The organism is Haemophilus sp. HN_Hi10, assembly GCF_049821985.1.
Taxonomy (GTDB): Bacteria; Pseudomonadota; Gammaproteobacteria; order Enterobacterales; family Pasteurellaceae; genus Haemophilus; species Haemophilus influenzae_D.
Window position 1 is genome coordinate 1,338,852 of sequence record NZ_CP187495.1, and the last position, 22,631, is coordinate 1,361,482.

17 protein-coding genes are annotated in these 22,631 nt (G+C 38.0%); 8 read left to right on the forward strand and 9 right to left on the reverse strand.

The window, feature by feature from the left end; genetic code table 11:
- The first annotated feature begins 189 nt into the window (after positions 1–189).
- Positions 190–774 (forward strand): FMN-dependent NADH-azoreductase, encoded by a 585-nt coding sequence (locus tag ACPT8Q_RS06570; RefSeq protein WP_050847130.1) that lies wholly within the window; start codon positions 190–192, stop codon positions 772–774.
- Between the two features lie 65 nt (positions 775–839).
- Here the strand turns inward: ACPT8Q_RS06570 and topA are convergent, their stop codons facing one another.
- Positions 840–3,446, reverse strand: coding sequence for a type I DNA topoisomerase (gene topA / locus ACPT8Q_RS06575; RefSeq protein ID WP_050949208.1), 2,607 nt, complete (start codon positions 3,444–3,446; stop codon positions 840–842).
- A gap of 95 nt (positions 3,447–3,541) precedes the next feature.
- On the opposite strand from topA, the gene ACPT8Q_RS06580 reads away from it, so the two are divergent.
- Positions 3,542–4,459 (forward strand): LysR family transcriptional regulator, encoded by a 918-nt coding sequence (locus ACPT8Q_RS06580; RefSeq protein WP_050847132.1) that lies wholly within the window; start codon positions 3,542–3,544, stop codon positions 4,457–4,459.
- 62 nt (positions 4,460–4,521) lie between these two features.
- On the opposite strand, the gene pntB is transcribed toward ACPT8Q_RS06580, so the two are convergent.
- Together pntB and pntA are read right to left on the reverse strand one after the other, a co-directional pair.
- The gene (gene pntB / locus ACPT8Q_RS06585; RefSeq protein WP_005637794.1) at positions 4,522–5,946 is read right to left on the reverse strand and encodes a Re/Si-specific NAD(P)(+) transhydrogenase subunit beta; all 1,425 of its coding nucleotides are present in this window, start codon (positions 5,944–5,946) and stop codon (positions 4,522–4,524) included.
- A 10-nt stretch (positions 5,947–5,956) separates the two neighbouring features.
- The gene (gene pntA, locus ACPT8Q_RS06590) at positions 5,957–7,495 is read right to left on the reverse strand and encodes a Re/Si-specific NAD(P)(+) transhydrogenase subunit alpha (RefSeq protein ID WP_050949209.1); all 1,539 of its coding nucleotides are present in this window, start codon (positions 7,493–7,495) and stop codon (positions 5,957–5,959) included.
- A 775-nt stretch (positions 7,496–8,270) separates the two neighbouring features.
- Here pntA and uspE point away from each other — a divergent pair.
- Both uspE and ACPT8Q_RS06600 read left to right on the forward strand, forming a co-directional pair.
- Positions 8,271–9,200, forward strand: coding sequence for a universal stress protein UspE (uspE, locus tag ACPT8Q_RS06595; RefSeq protein WP_005656626.1), 930 nt, complete (start codon positions 8,271–8,273; stop codon positions 9,198–9,200).
- A gap of 199 nt (positions 9,201–9,399) precedes the next feature.
- Positions 9,400–10,236: a DUF4198 domain-containing protein gene (locus tag ACPT8Q_RS06600; protein WP_050949210.1), complete on the forward strand. Its 837-nt coding sequence runs from the start codon at positions 9,400–9,402 to the stop codon at positions 10,234–10,236.
- Between the two features lie 83 nt (positions 10,237–10,319).
- Here the strand turns inward: ACPT8Q_RS06600 and purN are convergent, their stop codons facing one another.
- On the reverse strand, positions 10,320–10,958 hold the full coding sequence (gene purN, locus ACPT8Q_RS06605; RefSeq protein WP_061671202.1) for a phosphoribosylglycinamide formyltransferase: 639 nt from the start codon (positions 10,956–10,958) through the stop codon (positions 10,320–10,322).
- Between the two features lie 54 nt (positions 10,959–11,012).
- Positions 11,013–12,047: a phosphoribosylformylglycinamidine cyclo-ligase gene (gene purM, locus ACPT8Q_RS06610; protein ID WP_061671201.1), complete on the reverse strand. Its 1,035-nt coding sequence runs from the start codon at positions 12,045–12,047 to the stop codon at positions 11,013–11,015.
- A 179-nt stretch (positions 12,048–12,226) separates the two neighbouring features.
- On the opposite strand from purM, the gene ACPT8Q_RS06615 reads away from it, so the two are divergent.
- The 3 genes from ACPT8Q_RS06615 to trpA are packed head-to-tail and all read left to right on the forward strand — an operon-like array spanning position 12,227 to position 15,004.
- Positions 12,227–12,985: an SDR family oxidoreductase gene (locus tag ACPT8Q_RS06615; protein ID WP_050949213.1), complete on the forward strand. Its 759-nt coding sequence runs from the start codon at positions 12,227–12,229 to the stop codon at positions 12,983–12,985.
- 19 nt (positions 12,986–13,004) lie between these two features.
- The gene (gene trpB / locus ACPT8Q_RS06620) at positions 13,005–14,198 is read left to right on the forward strand and encodes a tryptophan synthase subunit beta (RefSeq protein WP_050949214.1); all 1,194 of its coding nucleotides are present in this window, start codon (positions 13,005–13,007) and stop codon (positions 14,196–14,198) included.
- Positions 14,198–15,004 carry a tryptophan synthase subunit alpha gene (gene trpA, locus ACPT8Q_RS06625; protein WP_005662346.1) on the forward strand — a complete coding sequence of 269 codons (807 nt, stop codon included), beginning with the start codon at positions 14,198–14,200 and terminating at the stop codon, positions 15,002–15,004. Before trpB ends, trpA begins: the two co-directional genes overlap by 1 nt.
- A gap of 50 nt (positions 15,005–15,054) precedes the next feature.
- On the opposite strand, the gene ACPT8Q_RS06630 is transcribed toward trpA, so the two are convergent.
- Positions 15,055–15,411 carry a DsrE/DsrF/TusD sulfur relay family protein gene (locus tag ACPT8Q_RS06630; RefSeq protein ID WP_005662349.1) on the reverse strand — a complete coding sequence of 119 codons (357 nt, stop codon included), beginning with the start codon at positions 15,409–15,411 and terminating at the stop codon, positions 15,055–15,057.
- A 25-nt stretch (positions 15,412–15,436) separates the two neighbouring features.
- On the reverse strand, positions 15,437–16,390 hold the full coding sequence (locus ACPT8Q_RS06635; RefSeq protein ID WP_050949215.1) for an oxidoreductase: 954 nt from the start codon (positions 16,388–16,390) through the stop codon (positions 15,437–15,439).
- A gap of 58 nt (positions 16,391–16,448) precedes the next feature.
- Here ACPT8Q_RS06635 and ybaK point away from each other — a divergent pair, with 58 nt between their 5' ends.
- Complete coding sequence (gene ybaK / locus ACPT8Q_RS06640) at positions 16,449–16,925, forward strand: Cys-tRNA(Pro) deacylase (RefSeq protein WP_050949216.1); 477 nt, start codon at positions 16,449–16,451, stop codon at positions 16,923–16,925.
- Positions 16,926–16,970: 45 nt separating this feature from the next.
- On the opposite strand, the gene recD is transcribed toward ybaK, so the two are convergent.
- Entirely contained in the window at positions 16,971–18,893 is a 1,923-nt protein-coding gene (recD, locus tag ACPT8Q_RS06645; protein ID WP_050949217.1) for an exodeoxyribonuclease V subunit alpha, read from the reverse strand.
- Positions 18,893–22,528 (reverse strand): exodeoxyribonuclease V subunit beta, encoded by a 3,636-nt coding sequence (gene recB, locus ACPT8Q_RS06650; protein ID WP_050949218.1) that lies wholly within the window; start codon positions 22,526–22,528, stop codon positions 18,893–18,895. The genes recD and recB overlap by 1 nt, the downstream gene beginning before the upstream one ends.
- Positions 22,529–22,631 lie beyond the last annotated feature (103 nt).

The window sequence follows — 22,631 nt, forward strand, 5'->3', positions numbered from 1 at the left end:
ATTCCTACCATTGAACGAGCGAAATTAGGCAAAAAATGCGTGGCGAATTCTATCACTTTCTTAAGGTATTGTTAAATAAATGCACATATTTTACAGAAAGGAAATAATGTTTTTCTGACTAGGGGCTTTATATCCTAAAAATAAAGGCTAGAATAACCGCACTTTTAAATACACTGTTAAGGAATAAAAATGAGCAACGTATTAGTATTAAAATCTAGCATTTCAGGAAATAACTCTCAGACTAATCAATTAGTTGATTACGCTGTCGAAAAATTACAAGGTAATAACATTATCGTACGCGATTTATCTCAACAACCGCTTCCATATTTTGATACCGCAGCTGCAATTGCTGTGCGTGGGGAACCAAAAACAATAGAAGAAAAACAACTTCTGGCGTTGTCTGATGAATTAATCGAAGAATTAAAAAACGCACAGACATTAATAATTGGTGCGCCAATGTATAATTTAAACATTCCAACACAATTAAAAAGCTATTTTGATTTTATCGCACGTCCGCGCGTTACTTTCCAATATACAGCAAAGGGTCCTGAAGGTTTGTTGAAAGGCAAAAAAGTCATTGTGTTATGTGCATTTGGTGGGTTGTATGATGAAGAAAATTTAGTAACACAATATATGAAATCAATTTTAGGTTTTATCGGTATCACAGATGTGCAATTTGTTTATGCACAAGGCATTGGATTGGGTGCTGAAGCCATTGAAAAAGCACAATCATCTGCGAAAAATAAAATTAATGAACTTATCACAAGCCTTTAATCTTCAGATAATCTAAAAAATTTATTACAAACAAAAAAGTGCGGTAATTTACCGCACTTTTCTTGTTATTTTTTTCGTTCAACCCATTTTCCGTTGGTGAAATCAACAATCCATTTAGTCGCTTTTCCCTCTTTTTCAGAAGTCACATATTGCTTTTTCTCTTTACGACTAAAACGAACAATCGCTTCGTTCCCTTCAGGATCTTTTTGTGGTGCATCCGCTAAATAAGCTAATTTTTCAGGTAAACGCTCGCGATATTGCACAAGTTCTGAGATTTTAACTGGGCGTGTTTCGCGGGATTTCGGGAAGTTATGGGCTGACATAAACACGCCACTTGCACCATCACGCAATACAAAGTACGCATCAGATTTTTCACATTTTAGCTCAGGGAAATGTACTGGCTCTTCTTTCGGTGGTGCAACTTCGCCATTTTTCAAAATTTTGCGCGTGTTATCACAATTTGTACATCCCATATACTTGCCAAAACGACCAAGTTTTAAATGCATATCTGCACCGCATTTATCACACTCAACAACAGGGCCATCATAACCTTTAATTTTGAATGAGCCTTCTTCAATTAAATATCCATCACAATTTGGATTATTACCACAAATATGGATTTTACGATGGGCATCGATTACATAACTGTCCATTGCCGTTCCACATTTTGTACAACGTTTACGATCCATTAATGCTTTAGTTTCTGAAGATTCATCTAAAACATTCAATAATTCCGCTTCAGGAATTAAATTAATCGTTGTTTTGCACCGTTCTTTTGGCGATAACGCATACCCAGTGCATCCTAAAAACACCCCTGTACTTGCCGTGCGAATTGCCATTTTTCTACCACAAGTTGGGCATTTAATATCGGTTTCCACAAGGCTATTTGGGCGCATACCGCCTTCAAGTTCATCTAATTCAGCTTTAGAAAGTTGGCTAGAAAAATCCTTGAAGAATTGATTCAATTCAGTTTTCCAATTTACTGAACCAGAGGCAATTTTATCTAAAGTATCTTCCATATTCGCGGTAAAATCGTAATTCATTAATTCCCCGAAAGATTCATTGAGGCGATCAGTTACAATTTCGCCCATTTTTTCTGCATAGAAACGACGATTTTCAGTACGAACATATCCACGTTCTTGAATAGTAGAAATAATTGCCGCATAGGTGGAAGGTCTGCCAATACCACGTTTTTCCAATTCTTTTACTAAAGCCGCTTCAGTAAAACGAGCAGGTGGTTTAGTAAAGTGTTGTGTTGGTTGCACTTCTTTTAAAGCAAGTTTTTCTGAAACAGCAACTACAGGCAATTCTTGATCTTCAGGATTTTTACCTATTTGTGGCAATACTTTTGTCCAACCATCAAAACGTAAAATTCTGCCTTTTGCTTTTAAGGTATAATCGCCTGCTGAAACAGTCAATGTACTACTATCATATTGTGCTGGTGGCATTTGACAGGCTAAGAATTGACGCCAAATTAAATCATAAAGACGTACTGCATCTTTTTCCATTCCCTCTAAGGATTCAGGCAATGCGCGAATATCTGAGGGGCGAATAGCCTCATGCGCCTCTTGCGCATTTTCTTTACTAGAATAGAAATTTGGTTTTTCTGGTAAATATTGCGCCCCAAAATGATTTTCAATATAGCTACGTGCCATATTTAGCGCATCTTGACTTAAATTGGTTGAGTCCGTACGCATATAAGTAATATAACCTGCTTCATATAAACGTTGGGCTAACATCATTGTCTTCTTAACGCCAAATCCTAAACGAGTACTTGCCGTTTGTTGAAGTGTTGATGTAATAAATGGCGCACGAGGGCGAGAACTTGTTGGCTTAGTGTCTAAATTTGTGACAACGTAATCAGAAACATTAAGAAAATCTACCGCACTTTGTGCCTCTTTTTGATTCTTTGGATCAAATTTCTTGCCTTTATAATCCGTGACATCCAAACGTATGGCTTGTTTATTTTGATTGTTCGTAAGGACGGCAACTTCCCAATATTCTTCAGGCTGGAACGCTTTAATTTCACGCTCGCGTTCTACTAATAATTTAACCGCAACCGATTGAACTCGACCAGCAGAAAGCCCGCGCGCAACTTTTTTCCAAAGTAACGGAGACACCATAAAGCCCACTACTCTATCTAAAAAACGACGAGTTTGTTGGGCATTAACGCGGTCCATATTTAATTGTTCAGGCTTTTCAAAAGCTTGTTTTATTGCATTTTTAGTGATTTCGTTAAACACCACGCGACTAAAACGATCATCATCTCCACCAATCACTTCACGTAAATGCCATGCAATCGCTTCCCCTTCTCTATCCAAGTCGGTTGCGAGATAAATATGATCTGCTTTTTTAGCAAGCGATTTTAATTCGGAAACTACTTTTTCTTTCCCTGGCAAAATCTGATAATTTGCTTTCCAATCGTGATAAGGATCAATCCCCATACGTTTAACTAAGGCGTTACGTTCCTTTTCTGCTTTAATTTTTGCTTTTTCTTCGGCATCCATACCTTTAGTTGAAATTGGTTTAGCTTTTTCGCCTGTACTAGAACCTACAGTTGGTAAATCACGAATATGTCCGACGCTCGATTTAACCACATATTGGCTACCTAAATACTTATTAATAGTTTTTGCTTTTGCTGGCGACTCCACAATCACTAAGGATTTACTCATTTGATTACCTAATATTACTAGAATTTTATAAAATTGCGGGTATAGTGCAAAGTTATGTAGGCAAAATCAAGCATTTTTTCAAAAAAGGTCTATAAATGGATAAACTCAATGCGATTTCTATTTTCTGTAAAATCATTGAAACCCAAAGTTTTACATTGGCAGCAAAGCAGCAAAATATTTCTGTAGCGATGGCAAGTAAATTAGTTTCACAATTAGAAGAACATTTAAAAATACGATTATTACAACGTACCACCAGAAAAATTATGCCTACCGAAGCAGGAATGATGTATTACCAACGCTGCCAAGGCATTTTGCTTGATTTAGATGAAGCAGATTCCAGCATTACTCAGCTTACCAGTTCATTACAAGGAAATTTACTGATTTCTGTTCCTCGGGATTTTGGTTTACTTTTTATTGCACCAAATTTACCCACTTTTATGGCTAAGCATCCTCATTTGCATATTGAAGTCGAATTTAATGATAAGAAAATCGATTTATTATCCGAAAGCTATGATCTTGCTCTTCGTATTGGTTATATGGAAGATAGCTCGTTGGTTTCACGTAAAATAGGAACTACTACTGTTCATTTTGTAGCATCGCCTAATTATCTTGAAGCGAATGGTATTCCACAAACGCCTGATGATTTAGAACATCATAATGGCTTACTTTATAAAAATTCAATGAATCAGGTAAATTGGGTTGGTTCACGGATAAATCAAACCCAACGTTTCAAAATCCAATCCAAAGTGGTAAGCAATAGCGGTTTTGCCTTATTAAATATGGCAAAAGCGGGATTGGGTATTGCTAATTTACCAAAATTTATTTTAGGTAGCGCCTTTGAAAAAGGCGAGCTTATCGAATTATTGCCAGAATATAAGCAACAAAAATTAGAAATTCATGTGCTCTATCCAAACAGAAGACATTTGCCAATAAAAGTACGGGCATTTATTGAATTTTTATCTGGATTGGGCTTGTGTTCAGAAATTTTGGAATATCCTGAAGATAGTCACTAAATACCATAAAAAAATACCGCACTTAAGCAACCCAAAGTGCGGTTATTTTTATACGTGTTTTTTTATAATGCTTTTAAGATGTCTTCAACACGATCTTTTGCATCACCAAAGAGCATTTGCGTATTCTCTTTGAAGAATAATGGATTTTGTACGCCTGCATAACCTACAGCCATTGAACGTTTGAACACAATCACATTTTGTGCTTTCCATACTTCTAACACTGGCATTCCTGCGATTGGGCTATTTGGATCTTCCATCGCAGCTGGGTTTACCGTATCGTTCGCACCGATAACCAATACCACATCGGTATCAGCGAAATCGTCGTTGATTTCATCCATTTCAAGTACCACATCGTAAGGCACTTTTGCTTCGGCTAACAGCACGTTCATATGACCGGGTAAACGTCCTGCAACAGGATGAATACCAAAACGAACGTTCACACCACGTTCACGCAATTTTGCCGTAATATCAGCGACTGGATATTGTGCTTGTGCCACAGCCATACCATATCCTGGCGTGATAATTACAGAACTTGCATTTTTCAACAATTCAGCCACTTCTTCTGCCGTAGTTTCACGGTGTTCGCCTTGTTCTTCGCTTGAAGAAACTTGAACATCGTTACCAAAACCACCCGCAATTACGCTCACAAATGAACGATTCATTGCTTTACACATAATATAAGAAAGAATTGCACCAGAAGAACCAACAAGCGCACCTGTAACGATGAGCAAATCATTATTCAACATAAAACCTGCTGCAGCCGCTGCCCAACCTGAATAAGAGTTAAGCATTGATACCACAACTGGCATATCTGCCCCACCGATTGATGCCACTAAGTGCCATCCAAATGCAAGCGCAATCGCTGTCATTAATAACACAGGGAAAATGCTTTCTGGATTATTCAAGAATGCAACCATCAATAATGCAGATACCACAAGTGCGGCTAAATTTAATTTATGGCGATGCGGTAACATTAATGCTTTTGAATTAATTTTTCCGCTCAATTTACCAAATGCGACAACTGAACCAGTGAAAGTTACTGCACCGATAAAGATACCTAAAAATACTTCGACATTATGAATATTCGTTAATACCGCTTGCTCTGCCACAAATGCGGCTTGTGCTGCTGCATCTAATCCTTCAGGCATTAATGCCTCATGGTGTAAACCATAGCTATTAAAGCCTACGAGTACAGCCGCTAAACCGACAAAACTGTGAAGAATCGCCACAAGTTCTGGCATTTCAGTCATTTCTACTTTTAATGCACGTTGAACACCGATTGCACCACCGATGATCATTGCAATAATGATCCAAAATGTTCCTTCAGAATGAGGTCCAAAAATGGTTGCGATAAGGGCAATTGTCATACCAACAATACCGAACCAACAACCCGCTTTAGCAGTTTCATGTTTAGAAAGTCCTGCCAAGCTCATAATGAAAAGTAATGCTGCTAAAATATACGCAGCCTGTACTAAACCTTCAGACATTGTGCGCTCCTTAACCTTTTCTAAACATTGCTAACATACGTTGTGTGACACGGAAACCACCAAAAATATTGATGCTTGCCACCAAAATCGCCACAAAAGCTAACGCATCGATAAATAGATTGCCTGTTGGCTGACGAATTTGTAATAACGCCCCAACAATAATAATGCCTGAAATTGCATTTGTTACTGCCATTAATGGTGTGTGAAGTGCATGGCTAACATTCCAAACCACGTAATAACCCACCACGCAAGCTAAAACAAATACAGTGAAATGTGATAAAAATGCAGCTGGTGCTACAGAAGCTAACCAAAGGAATAACACACCAACACCTGCCATCACACCATATTTCATACGAGGATCTGTTGGTTTAGATTCTTTTTTCTCTGCCACTGGTGCAGCTTTGGTCTCTTGTTTTGGTTGTGCAGACACTTGAATTTGTGCTGGTGGAATTTCTTCTCCATCACGAACAACGGTTACACCGCGAAGAACCACATCTTCAAAATCAATATTGATATTGCCATCTTTCTCTTTACACAAAAGTTTTAATAAATTGACTAAGTTTGTGCCATAAAGTTGAGACGATTGCGTTGGTAAACGGCTTGGAAAATCTGTATAACCAATCACTTTCACTTGGTTTTCAGTTGTAACAACTTTCCCTGCTTGCGTATATTCACAGTTACCACCAGTTGCAGCGGCTAAATCCACAATTACCGAACCTGGTTTCATTGAATCCACCATTTCTTTGGTAATCAAACGAGGTGCTGGTTTACCTGGAATGGCTGCCGTAGTAATAATAATATCGACTTCTTTAGCTTGTTCTGCGTAAAGCTCCATCGCACGACGGTTAAATTCTTCCGACATCACTTTCGCATAACCATCACCACTGCCGCCTTCTTCTTTGAAATCAATTTCTAAGAAGCTCGCACCCATACTCTGAACTTGCTCTTTCACTTCAGGACGAGAGTCAAAAGCACGAACAATCGCCCCAAGGCTATTTGCCGCACCAATTGCCGCCAAACCAGCTACACCAGCACCAATTACCAACACTTTTGCTGGTGGAACTTTACCAGCAGCAGTAATTTGTCCAGTAAAAAAACTACCAAATTCATGCGCAGCTTCAATGACAGCACGATAACCAGAAATATTCGCCATAGAAGAAAGTGCATCCAATGCTTGCGCACGAGAAATACGAGGCACTGCATCCATGGCTAACACATTAATTTTCTTCGCTGTGAGTTTTTCCATTAACTCAGGATTTTGCATACGCCAAATAAAGCTCACAAGCGTTGCGCCTTCCTTCATTTGAGCGATTTCTTCATCTGTCGGTGCATTTACTTTGAAGATAATATCCGATTGCCAAATTTCAGCCGACGAACCGATCTTCGCGCCTGCCTCTAAAAATGCTTGATCTTCAAAACTAGCTTTAAAACCTGCATCGTGTTCCACGATCACGTCAAAGCCCAATTTCAATATTTGTTGAACCGTTTTCGGCGTTGCCGCCACACGGTTCTCATTCTCAAGCAGCTCTCTAGGTACACCAATTAACATACTGTTTCCCTCTGATTGATGATTGGGTTGATGAGATTAATGAACAAACTTTCGTCTATTCATCGTTAAAATGACAAAAAGTCAAACAGATACAACTGTATCATTGATTGAATGAAAATAGGTAACGTTTTTAAGTGGTTTTACAAGATATTGTGATAGGGATCACGAAAAATCTCTATTTATAATTTTCTATAAAAAATCAAAAAATAATAGATCTATATATCCTAAGTAATAATATTAGACACTGTAGTGGATTAACATCAATACCAAGCCACAAAAAAGAAAATGACACATTATAAATAAAAAATGCTTGAAAAATCTTATTAAATTTTTGTTGCTAAAGTTAGCTCAAGAACTACTGCAGATTTGCTTAATATTCAACCTAATACATACAGCAATTCTGTTTTATCCAAATTAGCTTTTTATTGAGTGCTATTTAGTACTTGAAGCTCACGGACTTGACAGCATTAAGATTAATGAAAATTACCTAAAGGAAAAAAGACATATAAACAACATAGGAAATTTTTAGAATTAAGGTAAAGCTTGTACTCTCAAAAATATAATGGAATTGATCTAAAATACTTTTCTTTATTCTTAAAGGATATGGATTTAAGCTTAATTTGGGTATATGGAAGGGCAATTGAAAATACTGAAAAATGATGCAAGATTTAGAACCGATCTACTATAGTCCAAAAATAAATTTATCCAAATTAATCTTGTACCTTGCCATTCTTGCTATTCTTTTTTATCCTATGCTCCAATTTTGGAGGCTATTATGAAATTTAAAAATATTCTCGTTGTACTTAATCCCAGTAATGAAAAACAGTACGCCCTAGCTCGTGCAGTGCGTTTAGTTGAAGAACAAAAAAATGAAACTAAGGTAAAAATCACCGCACTTTTATCAGTCTATGATTTATCTTATGAAATGTCAGCTTTACTTTCTTCTGAAGAACGTTCAGAAATGCATCAACAAGTAATAGAAAAACACCGTCACGCTGTTCAATATTACTTAGATAAATATGCAAATCCAGAAATTGAATTACAATCTCATATTGTGTGGAATAGTAATGAAGCTGATGCAATTAACGAAGAAGTAGAAAATAATAATTACGATCTAGTCGTAAAATATACCAAAGACGAAGAAAAACTTACGTCTCTAATCTTTACTCCCATTGATTGGCAACTTCTTCGTAAATGCCCTATTCCTGTCTTAATGGTTCGTGATGGCGATTGGAAACATCAACGCCGTATTCTTGTGGCTGTTAATGTATCTGGAGAGCAAGAATATCAAGATGAATTTAATCAAGAGCTGGTAGAAACTGGTATTTCACTCGCGGAAAATCTAAATCGTGGTAATGTCCATTTGGTGGCAGCCTACCCTTCCGCGCCAATTAATATGGCGATTGATTTGCCTGAATTTAATACTTCAGGTTATGAAAACGGTATTCGAGGTCAGCATCTCATTAATATGAAAGCGTTACGTCAGAAGTTTGGGATTGATGAAGATCATACTCACGTACGTGAAGGTTTCCCAGAGGAAGTTATTCCTGAAGTGGCGAAAGAAATTGAAGCTGAATTAGTGATTTTAGGCACAGTGGGACGCACAGGTTTATCTGCCGCATTATTAGGCAATACTGCAGAACATGTAATTAGTAAATTAAGTTGTAATTTATTAGGCATTAAACCATCGAAAAAAGACGATTAAAACATTTTCCTCAATTTATAAGACGCCCTAAATATTTTGTATTTAGGGCATTTTTATACTATTTCTTATGGTATTTTTCATTTTGTGATCTCGATCACAAATCTTAAAATTTTATTTAAATAGCTATTTAAATGATAGCTATTTTCATTTAGTATTTTGCACTCATTTTTTAACTCCCCCATTCTTATTAAGGAAATATATGAAAAAGACATTAATTACAAGCTTATTGGTTTTATCTGGCATAGCACAAGCTCACGAAGTTTGGGTTCAAGCACCGACGAAATTAGCATCAGGTTCTGTATTAAAAGCAGAATTAGCTTATGGGGATTACCCTTATGTAGAAAAAATTCCTGAAGCACGTTTAAAAATTTTTGCACCAATGGAAATTATTCATCAAAATGGAGAAAAACAAACCTTAATCCAAAAAGGCGAAAACTATCAATATCAATCAGAGAACGCATTGTCTGATGGTTCTTATTGGATAACAGCCACTTATAAACCAACATTTTGGTCACAAAATGCTGAAGGTTGGAAAATGGATAATTTGAAAGGATTAGAAAACCCAACTTATTGCGAACAAACTCAAATGTTTGGCAAAAGTCTCGTTACCGTTGGTAAAAAACCATTAAATGCAGAAATGGCAATGACAAGAGTTGGTTTACCGCTAGAAATTGTTCCTTTGCGTGATCCAAGCAAAGCGAAATCAGGCGAACCGTTCCCTGTTCAAATTTTCTACCAAGATCAACCATTAGCAGGCGAAACTGTCATCGCAACCGCTGATACTATTATCGTGAAAGATCTTGAAGCAAGTACAGGTCATCGTGAACCACAAGGTTTTTCAGGTAAAACAGATAGTCAAGGACGTGTGAATATCATTCCATTAATTGATGGAATTTGGAAAATTAAAGTTATTCATAAAACACCATTTGCAGATCAACAAACTTGTCAGCAATCTGCAAGCTATAGCACATTAATTTTACCGGTTGGTAAAGGATTAGCTAAATTACCACCAAAACCAGAACACCATCATCATTAACCTTGAAAGTGCGGTGGAATTTCACCGCACTTTTGCATCCTAATTAAATAAAAAATACAGAAATAGTCTGCCTAAATCCTAAGTTATTCATCTGCATATCCAGATTTTGGCAAGGGTTTCCCATCTAAATATGCCAAATTATCTTTAAGTCTTAACCGACCTTCGGTAAACCATTTAATCACAAGCGGATAAATTTGATATTCTTGCTCACGGGTTCTAGCTTCCACTTCTTCTATGCTATCTTCGGGGAAGATTGGCACTTTTGCTTGTAAGACAATCGCACCACCATCTACTTCTTCATTGACAAAATGGACGGTTGTGCCGTGTTCATTGTCGCCTGCTTCAAGCGCACGTTGGTAGGTGTTTAAGCCTGCGTATTTAGGAAGAAGAGAAGGATGGATATTTAAAATTTTCCCTGCAAAACGTTGAGTAAATTTTGGGGTAAGAATTTTCATATAACCAGCAAGGACGATCAAATCTACTGCTAGGCTTTGCAAATAATCGCCAATGGCATCGTCCATTTCGAGGTTATTGGCAAAATTTTTGCGAAGAAAGACCGCTTGCGGAATCTGTGCTTGTTTGGCTCGAACTAATCCGTAAGCATCAGCTTTGTTACTTACCACACAAGCAATTTTGGCGGGAATATCGCCTGAATGGCAGGCATCAATAATAGTTTGTAAATTCGTTCCTTGACCAGAAATAAGGACGGCAATTTTTTTCATTTTCTTCCTTATAGAAATCAGCTTAAAAGGGCTGAATTGAAATTTAAGATTTTATTATTGAATCTCAACCTGTGCTTCGTCTTCGCCAAGAGGTGCAATTTTGCCTATAACCCACGCTTTTTCGCCCGCTTGTTCAAGCAATGCGATAGCGGTTTCAACCTCTTTTTCTGGTAATGCAATTACCATACCTACGCCACAGTTAAAAGTGCGGTACATTTCATAACGACTAATATTGCCTTTTTCTTGTAACCAGTTGAAGATCGCAGGCCATTGCCAGCTTGATTCATCAATCACTGCTTTGGTGTTGTCAGGTAATACACGCGGGATATTTTCCCAGAAACCGCCGCCTGTTAAGTGAGCAATGGCGTGAACTTCGGTCTGCTTGATCAGCTGTAAAATCGATTTTACATAGATTTTGGTTGGTGCTAAAAGGTGTTCGCTAAGCGGTTTGCTTTCTAATAAATCCGCTGGATTTGCACCGCTCACTTCAAGCACTTTGCGAATAAGTGAATAGCCGTTTGAGTGAGCACCACTTGAGCCGAGTGCGATAAGCGTGTCGCCCGTTTTTACTGCTGTGCCGTCAATAATCTCTGATTTTTCTACCACGCCCACGCAGAAACCTGCCAAATCATAGTCGCCTTCGTGGTACATTCCAGGCATTTCAGCAGTTTCGCCACCGACTAACGCACAGCCAGACATTTCGCAACCGTCAGCAATACCTTTGATCACATTTGCTGCCACATCAACGTCTAATTTACCTGTTGCATAGTAATCTAAGAAGAAAAGCGGTTCTGCCCCTTGTACGATTAAGTCGTTTACACACATTGCCACTAAATCCTGACCAATGGTATCGTGTTTTTTCAAGTCAATCGCCAGGCGTAATTTTGTGCCCACGCCATCTGTACCAGAAACTAAAATTGGCTCTTTATATTTAGTTGGTAAAGCACATAATGCACCGAAACCACCCAATCTGCCCAAGACTTCAGAGCGGCGAGTGCGTTTTACATCGCCTTTGATACGTTCGACTAATTCATTCCCAGCGTGAATATCTACGCCAGCATCTTTGTAGCTAAGTTGTGTGTTGCTCACGATTAACCTCAATCAGTAGAAATAAAAATTAGGCAGATTATATCATTAAGCAAACGTTTGCGGTATTGTTAAATTAATTCATTTAATGGCATTTTTAAAATTAAAATGAAATTGCTTGCAATCAAAATCCATTTGTACTACTTTAATAGTACAAATAAGCTCAGGATTTAGGAGAAAAAATGAAAACCACAACCGCATTAGTTACAGGCGCAACTGCAGGCTTTGGCTTGGCAATCTGTAAAAAATTGATCGAAGCTGGCTATAAAGTAATTGGCACGGGCAGACGTGCAGATCGATTAGCAGAAATCCATTCACAATTAGGCAATAATTTTCTACCGCTTGCCTTTGACATTCGTGATGAACAAGCCACAATTAACGCTCTAAGCACCCTTCCTGAAGGTTGGCAAGCGGTCGATTTATTAGTGAATAATGCAGGTTTAGCCTTGGGATTAGAGCCAGCACATAAAGCGGATTTACAAGATTGGTATCAGATGATCGATACCAACATCAAAGGATTGGTTACTATCACTCGCCTTGTGTTGCCAAATATGGTGACTCGTAATCACGGGCAGATTATCAATTTGAGTTCAATTGCAGGTACTTATCCTTATGCTGGCAGTAATGTATATGGTGGAAGTAAAGCTTTTGTCACACAATTTAGCTTAAATTTACGAGCCGATCTGGCAGGCACAAAAATTCGAGTAAGCAATGTTGAACCCGGTTTATGTGGCGGTACGGAGTTCTCTAATGTGCGTTTTCACGGCGATGATGAAAGAGCGGCAAAAGTGTATGAAAACGTGCAATCGGTTCAGCCTGAAGATATTGCTAACATTGTATTATGGCTTCATCAACAACCTGAACACGTGAACATTAATCGCATTGAAGTAATGCCAACCGCACAATCATTTGCGGGAATGAGCGTTGCAAAAGATAACTAAAAAATAATAGGAAAAAAATATGTCAGACACACTTCTTAACCCTTATTTTGGCGAATTTGGCGGAATGTATGTACCCGAAATTTTAGTGCCTGTTTTAAAGCAATTAGAACAAGCCTTTGTGGAGGCTCAAAATGATCCTACATTCCAAGCAGAATTTGCCGATTTACTCAAAAATTATGCAGGCAGACCGACCGCACTTACCCTTTGTCGTAACTTAACCAAAGGTACAAAAACTAAACTTTATCTTAAACGTGAAGATTTATTACATGGGGGTGCCCATAAAACTAACCAAGTATTAGGGCAAATTTTGCTTGCTAAACGTATGGGCAAAACGCGTATTATTGCCGAAACTGGTGCAGGTCAGCACGGTGTTGCGACCGCCCTAGCTTGTGCCATGTTAGATATGCCGTGCCGTGTTTATATGGGCGCAAAAGATGTTGAACGCCAATCGCCAAATGTGTTCCGTATGCGTTTGATGGGTGCGGAAGTGATTCCTGTACAAAAAGGCTCTTGCTCTTTAAAAGACGCTTGTTGTGAAGCAATGCGTGATTGGTCAGCAAACTATGAAACCACTCATTATTTACTTGGCACCGCGGCAGGCCCCCATCCATTCCCGACTATCGTGCGTGAATTTCAAAAAATGATTGGGATTGAGACGAAACGTCAAATTCTCGAACGGGAAGCTCGTTTACCTGATGCAGTGATTGCTGCTGTTGGTGGTGGCTCGAATGCAATTGGTATGTTTGCGGATTTCATTGAAGAAACCGCTGTGAAACTCATCGGCGTAGAACCTGCGGGTAAAGGTATTGAAAGCGGTGAACATGGCGCACCGCTCAAGCACGGCACAACAGGCATCTACTTCGGAATGAAATCGCCAATTATGCAAGATAAAGATGGACAAATTGAGGAATCCTATTCCATTTCTGCAGGGTTAGATTTTCCCTCTGTTGGGCCACAACATGCTTATTTAAATGCGATTGGTCGTGCTGATTATGTATCGATTACCGATGAAGAAGCCCTCAACGCATTCCAAGAATTAGCAAAACACGAAGGCATTATTCCTGCATTAGAAAGCTCACACGCCTTGGCTTATGCCTTGAAATTGATTAAACAAAATCCTGAAAAAGAACAACTTTTAGTGGTTAATCTTTCAGGACGAGGCGATAAAGATATTTTTACCGTTGATAAAATTTTAAATGGAGGAACGAACTAATGAGCCGTTTTGAAACGCAATTTGCGACACTTAACGTAAAAAATGAAGGTGCTTTCGTGCCGTTCGTTACCCTTTGCGACCCTACTTTCGACCGCTCTTTTAAGATCATTTGCACACTTGTCGATAACGGTGCGGATGCTTTAGAACTCGGTTTTCCTTTTTCCGATCCACTCCTTGATGGCCCAGTTATTCAATCGGCGAATAATCGTGCTTTAACTGCAGGTCATAGCAGTGAAGATAGCTTTAAACTATTGGAAAAAGTGCGGTCAAAATATCCAGAGATTCCGATTAGTTTATTACTTTGTGCCAATTTAATTTTTGCCAAAGGTCTAGATGCTTTTTATCAACGTTGCGCAGAAGTCGGTGTTGATGCTGTACTTGTAGCAGATATTCCGTTACTCGCAAAAGAAGATTATGTACAAGCGGCTAAAAAACACGGCATTCAACCCGTCTTTATTTGCCCACCAAATGCGGACGAGAAAACGATCCAAGGTGTAGCGGAAAATAGCGAAGGCTATACTTATTTAGTTTCTCGTGCTGGCGTAACCAGCGCTGAAAATCAAGCTCACGCAGCAAATTTGGACACCCTTGTAGAACAGCTTAAAGCCCATAATGCCCCACCAATTTTACAAGGCTTTGGCATTGCTCAACCAGAGCAAGTTAAAGAAGCGTTGTCTTTGGGTGCTGCGGGTGCAATTTCAGGTTCGGCAACAGTAAAAATTATTGAGCGAAATTTAGATAATCATGAGCAATGTTTAGTTGAATTAGCTGAATTTGTTCAAGCAATGAAAGCAGCAACAAAATAAGCAAAAAAGAACCCGCACTTGTGGTGGGTTTCTTTTATCTACCGAGAAAATTAAAAATTTAATACTTTATCGGCTTCCATCGTCCAGTCTGCCAGCTCTGCTAACGTGCCGATTTCCACACCGTCCGCCAACGGTAATTCAGTGATACCACGAGCATTTGTACAGGTTTTACAAAGTTTAATTGTCGCCCTTTGCGCTGTTAAAATTTCCAACATTTGTTGTAAATGATACCCTTCTGCTGGATTTTGTTTTGCTAAACCGCCAGTTACCGCATCAGACATTAAAAATACTTTTAAATTAACCGCACTTTTATGTTGCTCTTGCAACTGTAACGCCAAACGTAATGCACTAAAAAAATGCTCGTCACCATAAGGGGATGAATGGATAATAAATAGAATATTTTGCATACTCTTCTCTTTAATTTCCTTGGTATTAATAACCTTGCTGATAAATTCCTTCCAACAATTTCACTGAAAGTAAGGCGAGATTAAAGCGTTGTTCATCTGCCACAGACCAAAATTCTACGCCATTTTCTACCGCACTTATTTGACTTAAATGAAGTTTTACTGATTCTTCGCCATTTTCTTGTTCTCCATTAAGAACAGGCGTAATTAAGTCTTCTTCTAAAGCGATAAGATCACTATTTTGAGGCTGATAGTCGAAATCATAGTCTGAAAGTGCGGTAACTTTTTGTGCCAATCCATAAAATACAGGCACTTGGATTGAGTGGAATGTAGCACGATCTAATTGAGGAAAAATTCGTTGTAATTGAGTGGATAAATTAGATGTTTGATGCGGATAAACATCAAATGCTAATCTAGTTTTTCCTTCATCTAATGGAATACCATTTAATAAACGGGCTGTTTGTCCCGCAAGTTTCGTCACGGTTTCTGCATCCGTATAAGAAGCCGGCAATAAAGAGGTGACAAACACTTGATTGAGATTAGTCTCTTGTAAAATCGGGGCAAGCGTTAAGGCAAGTTGGCTTACTTGTGGATCAGGCAAGCTAACAATGTTACGTTGTCTCAGTTCAAATAATTGTGATTCATTTACGGTTGGAACAACAACTGGCACATCTGAAAGTGCACTACAAACGCCTAACATATCAATGACAATACAGCCCTGCTCTGCTGCTTGCGCAATATGGGAAACTTGCTCAAGTTTTCCAGCAAAAAAGACATAATTAAAATCAACCCATTCAACTTCATTTGGAGAAAGCTGTTCAACGCCTTTATTGCGAAAACGAATATTTTGTTCTTCTTCAAAAGGTATCATTTCAACAATAGAAACGTTACTAATTTCAAGCTCACTTTGTTCTAAACGCTCTACAATTTTTTCACTTAATTCAAATTCTGCTGCTATCGCAATATTTAAGGTTGCGTCCATTTTTCTCTCCGCTGTAAAATAATCGGCATTATTTTACACCAAAACCAGGAACGAAATAATGACACCTGCAATTGATTTACTTAAAAAACAAAAAATTCCTTTTACCTTGCACACTTATGATCATGATCCAAACAATCAACATTTTGGTGATGAAGCCGCAGAAAAATTAGGCATTGATCCTAACCGCTCTTTTAAAACCTTACTTGTGGCGGAAAATGGCGATCAGAAAAAACTCGCTTGTTTTGTGCTTGCAACGGCCAATATGCTGAATTTAAAGAAAGCGGCAAAATCTATCGGTGTGAAAAAAGTCGAAATGGCAGATAAAGATGCGGCGCAAAAAAGTACAGGTTATCTTGTGGGGGGAATTAGCCCGCTCGGTCAAAAGAAACGCGTTAAAACCGTGATAAATTCAACCGCACTTGAGTTTCAAACGATTTATGTTTCAGGCGGAAAACGGGGGCTAAGCGTAGAAATTGCGCCACAAGATTTAGCAAAAGTATTAGGTGCAGAATTTACTGATATCGTTGATGAATAAGTGATTAATTTACAAATTTAAAGGCGGATTTATTCCGCCTTTTGACTACTTTAACTCTTCCAATAATTTACCCAATCCACTCTGGCGTCTCACTGTTTGGCGAATTGCTGTTTTCCATATTTTTTCATCGGCAAATACAGTGAGTTCTTTTTTTGCACGAGTCACGCCCGTGAAAACTAATTCTCGCGACAATACTGGATTCACTTCTGTTGGAAGCACCATGACGGTATGTTCAAATTCGGAACCTTGAGATTTATGAATCGTCATCATAAAAGCAGGTTCATGTGCTGGAATTCGACTTGTCAGCACTTCTCGATTGCCAAACCATACTTTACCATTTGCCAAGCAAAGTCCAATATCGCCGTTATAAAGGCGAACATTATGATCGTTTTCAGTAATCATAATTGGCTTGCCGATATACCAATCTTGTTCATTACGGAACCAGAGCAATTTTTCCTCTCGCAACGCTAATGCAATTTCTTTATTGAGATTTTCAACTCCTAAATTGTTATTACGAAGTGCGGTTAAAAATCTCACAGAATTAAATTGCGCTTGAATAGCCTCGGCATAGGAAATGCCTTGTTCATTTTTAGCGTTAGGATCAATTTTTTGTTTACGTAAATCGTCCAACATTTTTAAGAAAGTGCGGTAATTTTCCACCGCACTTTTCACCACTTGATTCACCGCATTGCTTTCATCATTTAAGGCATTAAAGTGCAATTCTTGCGGATAATGTTCAAATAACCCAAGGCTATCGTCTGCTTTACCTTTTTGAATGAATTCAGCCAACTTGCCAATACCTGAATCTTTATCAAAACGACGGCTTTCTGTTAGATGGCATAAACAATCTCGTATTGGATTTGAACAATCAGAACCTTCCACTTTATAGCCTGTTGTCACTTGTAAATACGCAGCTTGTTCATGACTATAAGGTTGAGTAACAAATTGAGCTAATTCTCCCAATACTGCCCCCGCCTCAACAGAGGCTAATTGCGCCTGATCGCCTAATAAAATTAATCGAGTTTCAGGCTTTAAGGCATTGATAAGTTTTGCCATCATCGGCAAATCAATCATTGATGTTTCATCGACAACTAACACATCTAACTGCAAAGGATTATGACTGTTATAGCGCGTGTAATCATTAAAGGCATTCACACCTAGTAAACTATGCAAAGTGCTGGCTTTTTGTGGAATCGCATTGAAAAGTGAATCGGATAAATTCATTTTTTCTTGCATAAAACCTAACGCATTTTTAATCGACTCTTCCAAACGAGAGGCAGCTTTGCCAGTCGGCGCAACTAATTTGATATGTAATTTACAATCAAATAATTCTTGTAGAACGAGCAATAAACGCGTAACTGTCGTGGTTTTTCCTGTTCCTGGGCCGCCTGTAATAATCGAAAATAGATTTTTAATCGCCGTTGCCACTGCCACTTTTTGCCAATCTGTTTTTTCCTGTTTTTCAGGGAAATATTTATCTAATTTTTGACGAATTTCATCATAAGAAAAGGCTAAAGTGCGGTTATTTTTTAAGGTGTTTTTTATATATTGTGCGATACGGTATTCATCTTGCCAAGCGCGATAGAAATACAGCACACCAAATTGAAATGCCATTGGTGCAATTTGATTGACGGGATCTTGCGTAAATGCCATATGCCCGCACAACGTATTTTGCCAATCTTCTACAGGTACATAACCAATTTTTTCACGAATTTCAGCTAAATAATCTTTTTCCGTTGTACGATAAGCCAAGCCAAATAAATTATGTTCTAAATAGCGATCTAATTGGCTACAAGTATTTCCCTGCGTATAACGCCAGCTACAAAGCGCGGCTAATAATATGGCTAAATTTTTGACTGGTTCTGCATAATCCGTATGGCATTGTTTATCAGCTATCAACTTAGCAAAATAATAATCACCTTGAGAAAGAATGCCCTGCTCTTTAAGTTTTTGTAATACGGATAACATTAAAACACCCCGTCTAATTCTGTGATTAATTCAACGCTTGGACGATCATAAAATACGCCAGATTGTGGCTCACCATTCATTCCACGTAAGAAAAGATAAAATACCCCGCCGAAATCTCGCGCATAATCATACTTAGGCACAACGCTTTGCAAATAACGATGTAATGCCAGCGTATAAATTAAATATTGCCAATCATAGTGACTGTGTAACATTTCTTTTTTCAATTCCTCTTGATTGTAATCAGCAAGGGTTGAACCTAAGAAATTAGATTTATAATCAACAAGATAATACTTTCCATTATGGCGGAAAACTAAGTCAATTGAACCTCTCACCATGCCCTGAATTTGTTCAAATTGAAGTGGTTCGCTTGGCAAATGATGATGGGCTTTTAACGTGCGATTAAACGCTTCAACATCAAAATGTTCCCAAATAGCCAGATAAAATGGCATTTCTTTAATGCAATCTTTATTTGCCAAATCAGCTAATGCTATTCCTATTTCATTAGAAAGTGGCGTATGTGAAATCTGTTGTAGCCAATTTTGTAGCGGTTCTGTAAAGGTTTCATCTAACTGTAAGGATTGTCTTAATTTGTCAATTTCTTCTGTATTTGCCAAGTCAGAAAAATAGCAATTTTCAAAATGGCGATGCAATGCCGTCCCGACTTGTTTACCTCGTGGTAAATCTAAAATGTTTGATTTATTTTCGTTTAAAAGTGCGGTAGACATTTCAATAGCATTTTGGCTATCGTAATCTTTTGCGTCATCAAAAACAACGTGTTTTTTACCCGCACTTTCAGTGAAATAATGCTGGCGGCGATGTGCTTGTTCAATTGAAGTAAAACTGGTTATTCGCCAATCTTGCTCAATATTGCCCGTAAATTCTGCGGCTTTAAGATCATCATTTTTTGTATTGGTTGATAAAGCCGGCAAAGCCTCTAGGTTTGGCTTAGTGCAGATTTCCACATTATCTTGCATTTTTTCTTTAAAGGTTTGCAACAACGTCTCGGTATTTTTAGAATCTGACAAATTTATTTCTTTGCCTATTTCGCCTTGGCTTAATACATAATGTAAGGCATTCCATTTTTTATCAAATTGACTAGGCAAAGCGAACGCCATTTGATATTTGGCACGGGTTAAAGCCACATAAAGTAAACGTAACTCCTCCGCAAACGTTTCTTCATAAAGTGCGTTTAAATTACGATTTTCCATATCCCATAAGGTTTCATCTCGTTCTTTAGAATAATAAATATTGATGTCTTTTTTACTTGGATCTTTGCTCGGCACAGCTAAAAATGGTAGCCAAACTAAATCGTATTCTAAGCCTTTAGATTTATGGATTGTCACAATTTTTACCAACTGGCGTTCGCTTTCTAAACGAATTTGAGCCTCTTGACGACCTTCGCCTTGAATTTGCTTTTCAAACCAACTGAGCAATGCCGCTTCAGTTTCGTGTAACGTGGCTGCTTGTTGTAAAATTTCTGCCAAATGTAGGAAATCCGTTAAATCTCGCTCGCCCGTTGCTTGGCTTAATAAGCGTTCTGAAATGCCTTGTTCCAATAAAATTTGGTGTAGCATTGCCAATATTCCTTGGCGTTGCCAAGTTTGTTGATATTGAGCAAAGCTATCAGCCCAACGTTGCCAGTCTGCCTCATTTTGCTGAATTTGATGAATATCCGCTGCATTTAAGCCAAAAAGTGCGGTCGCAATTGCGTTCAAAATTGGGCGTTCTGCCACATTCAAACAGGCTTTAAGCACCCAAGCTAATTCTTTCGCAACATTGCTATCAAATACGCTATTTTGATCAGAAAGATAAACCGACGCTATCCCTAATTTTTGCAATTCATTTTTTACTAAAGCCGCTTCATTTTTATCACGCACTAATACGGCAATATTCGCCGCTTGCAATGTTTTACAAGTATCTTCATTTTGAAAAACTGCCTGATTTTCTACCGCACTTTTTAGCCAATGTTGAATAGAAATAGCACATATTTTTGCCATTTCAGTTTTATTCACTTTGTCACTTTCTGTCAGATAAAAACGATAAGCTGGTTCGGCTTTACCGTTTAAATAACATCGCAGATGATCATCACGAGAATCAACAACAGTAAAGTTAATATTTTGATAAATAAATGGCGATTGAGGAAAATCGAATAAAGCATTTACGCCATCAACCAAATGCTTCTCTGAACGATAATTTTTAGTGAGTTCAAAGCGAGATTGGGCTTCGTCCGATGCTTTTAAATAAGTAAAAATATCTGCGCCACGGAAACGATAAATCGCCTGCTTCGGATCGCCAATCATAATAAAACCAGTATTTTTTTCTGGATTATCACGATAAATTTTTGAAAAAATAGCGTATTGTTGTGAATCCGTATCCTGAAATTCATCAATCATCGCGAAAGGATATTGGAAACGAATCATTTCCGCTAATTCATCTCCTTGCGCACCTTGCAAGGCTTCGCAAAGCAAACGCAATAAATCATCAAAGGATTTTTCTTGATGATTAAGTTTATAGTCTAAAAGTTTTTGTTGTAGGCCTTGGCGATAATGATAAAGAGTGAGTTTGCTTAGTAAATCTGGTGTCATTAAGGCATTAACGCGCTTTTCAAGCTCTGCAAAAATCGGGGCATAAAAAGGCGTTGCGGGTTTTTTATCTTTATTTTTATCCGTTGATTCTTCGCAATTTTTCTCAATGGATGATTGTAGGAAATAGTCTTTCAATGTGGTATTAATTTGATAATCTCTAGGATTATTTGACCATTGATTGATTTTATTAATCCAATCCCCTAAACGCTTTACTTGGTACTTTTTACGATTTAACGATTTTAACTGATTTTTTGGATAATCTTTCTCCAGTTCATTGGTAATAATCGCTGAAATTTCATCCGCACTTTCTAACCAAAATGCCTTTAATTCATTCAACGCCTTTTGATACCCCCCCAGATATTGCTGTAAAAAGATTTGTATTGGTACAGATAACGCCTGTTTATTTTCAATCTCCACCTGCAAATCTTTACCTAAATCCGCTTTCAACAAAGACAACACATTTGCTGGTGATACTAATTCTGTCGCGATAAAATTCGCAGATTCAAAATCCAACGGATAAAAATGCTCTCGCCAAAATTCATTAGAAAAACGAACCAACAAATCAGATTGATCTTTTATTAATTCTAAATTGAAGTGAATGCCAGAATGGAAAGCATATTGCATCAACATACGGCGACAAAAACCGTGAATGGTATAAATCGCCGCTAAATCCATATTTTGCTCGGCTAATTTCAAGCGATGAATTGCCTCAAAAATATCTAAATCCAGAGAAAGTGCGGTAAGAAATTCATCATTTTTAAATGAGGATTTATCTTTGGTTTCTGCAAAGGCTGTGAGTTTATCAATCGCATCTGTTATACGCTCACGAATTTTTTTCTTGAGTTCTTCTGTCGCCATTTCCGTAAAGGTTACCACCAGAATTTCTTCCACATTTAACGGACGAGAAAAGTTATTTTCTCCAGCCTTTAATAAAAGTCGGAGATATAAAGATCCAATAGTGTAGGTTTTCCCCGTACCAGCGGATGCTTCGATTAAGCTAATTTGATTTAAAGGCAACGTGATGGGATTCAGTGGGATTGTTTCGGCCATAGATTTTAACAGATGAGAATTAATGGCATTATTTTACAAAATTTGAAGCCATAAATGCAAAAAAGGACGCTTTTCAGCGTCCTAATTCTTTATCTAAACTTTA

What these genes read in the sequence shown, in the direction of transcription:
- purN (WP_061671202.1), bottom strand. Translation starts at nt 10,958, where the DNA reads ATGAAAAAAATTGCCGTCCTTATTTCTGGTCAAGGAACGAATTTACAA.
- topA (WP_050949208.1), bottom strand. Translation starts at nt 3,446, where the DNA reads ATGAGTAAATCCTTAGTGATTGTGGAGTCGCCAGCAAAAGCAAAAACT.
- ACPT8Q_RS06600 (WP_050949210.1), top strand. Translation starts at nt 9,400, where the DNA reads ATGAAAAAGACATTAATTACAAGCTTATTGGTTTTATCTGGCATAGCA.
- pntB (WP_005637794.1), bottom strand. Translation starts at nt 5,946, where the DNA reads ATGTCTGAAGGTTTAGTACAGGCTGCGTATATTTTAGCAGCATTACTT.
- recB (WP_050949218.1), bottom strand. Translation starts at nt 22,528, where the DNA reads ATGGCCGAAACAATCCCACTGAATCCCATCACGTTGCCTTTAAATCAA.
- ACPT8Q_RS06570 (WP_050847130.1), top strand. Translation starts at nt 190, where the DNA reads ATGAGCAACGTATTAGTATTAAAATCTAGCATTTCAGGAAATAACTCT.
- ACPT8Q_RS06615 (WP_050949213.1), top strand. Translation starts at nt 12,227, where the DNA reads ATGAAAACCACAACCGCATTAGTTACAGGCGCAACTGCAGGCTTTGGC.
- ACPT8Q_RS06630 (WP_005662349.1), bottom strand. Translation starts at nt 15,411, where the DNA reads ATGCAAAATATTCTATTTATTATCCATTCATCCCCTTATGGTGACGAG.
- trpA (WP_005662346.1), top strand. Translation starts at nt 14,198, where the DNA reads ATGAGCCGTTTTGAAACGCAATTTGCGACACTTAACGTAAAAAATGAA.
- ACPT8Q_RS06635 (WP_050949215.1), bottom strand. Translation starts at nt 16,390, where the DNA reads ATGGACGCAACCTTAAATATTGCGATAGCAGCAGAATTTGAATTAAGT.
- recD (WP_050949217.1), bottom strand. Translation starts at nt 18,893, where the DNA reads ATGTTATCCGTATTACAAAAACTTAAAGAGCAGGGCATTCTTTCTCAA.
- ACPT8Q_RS06580 (WP_050847132.1), top strand. Translation starts at nt 3,542, where the DNA reads ATGGATAAACTCAATGCGATTTCTATTTTCTGTAAAATCATTGAAACC.
- ybaK (WP_050949216.1), top strand. Translation starts at nt 16,449, where the DNA reads ATGACACCTGCAATTGATTTACTTAAAAAACAAAAAATTCCTTTTACC.
- uspE (WP_005656626.1), top strand. Translation starts at nt 8,271, where the DNA reads ATGAAATTTAAAAATATTCTCGTTGTACTTAATCCCAGTAATGAAAAA.
- trpB (WP_050949214.1), top strand. Translation starts at nt 13,005, where the DNA reads ATGTCAGACACACTTCTTAACCCTTATTTTGGCGAATTTGGCGGAATG.
- pntA (WP_050949209.1), bottom strand. Translation starts at nt 7,495, where the DNA reads ATGTTAATTGGTGTACCTAGAGAGCTGCTTGAGAATGAGAACCGTGTG.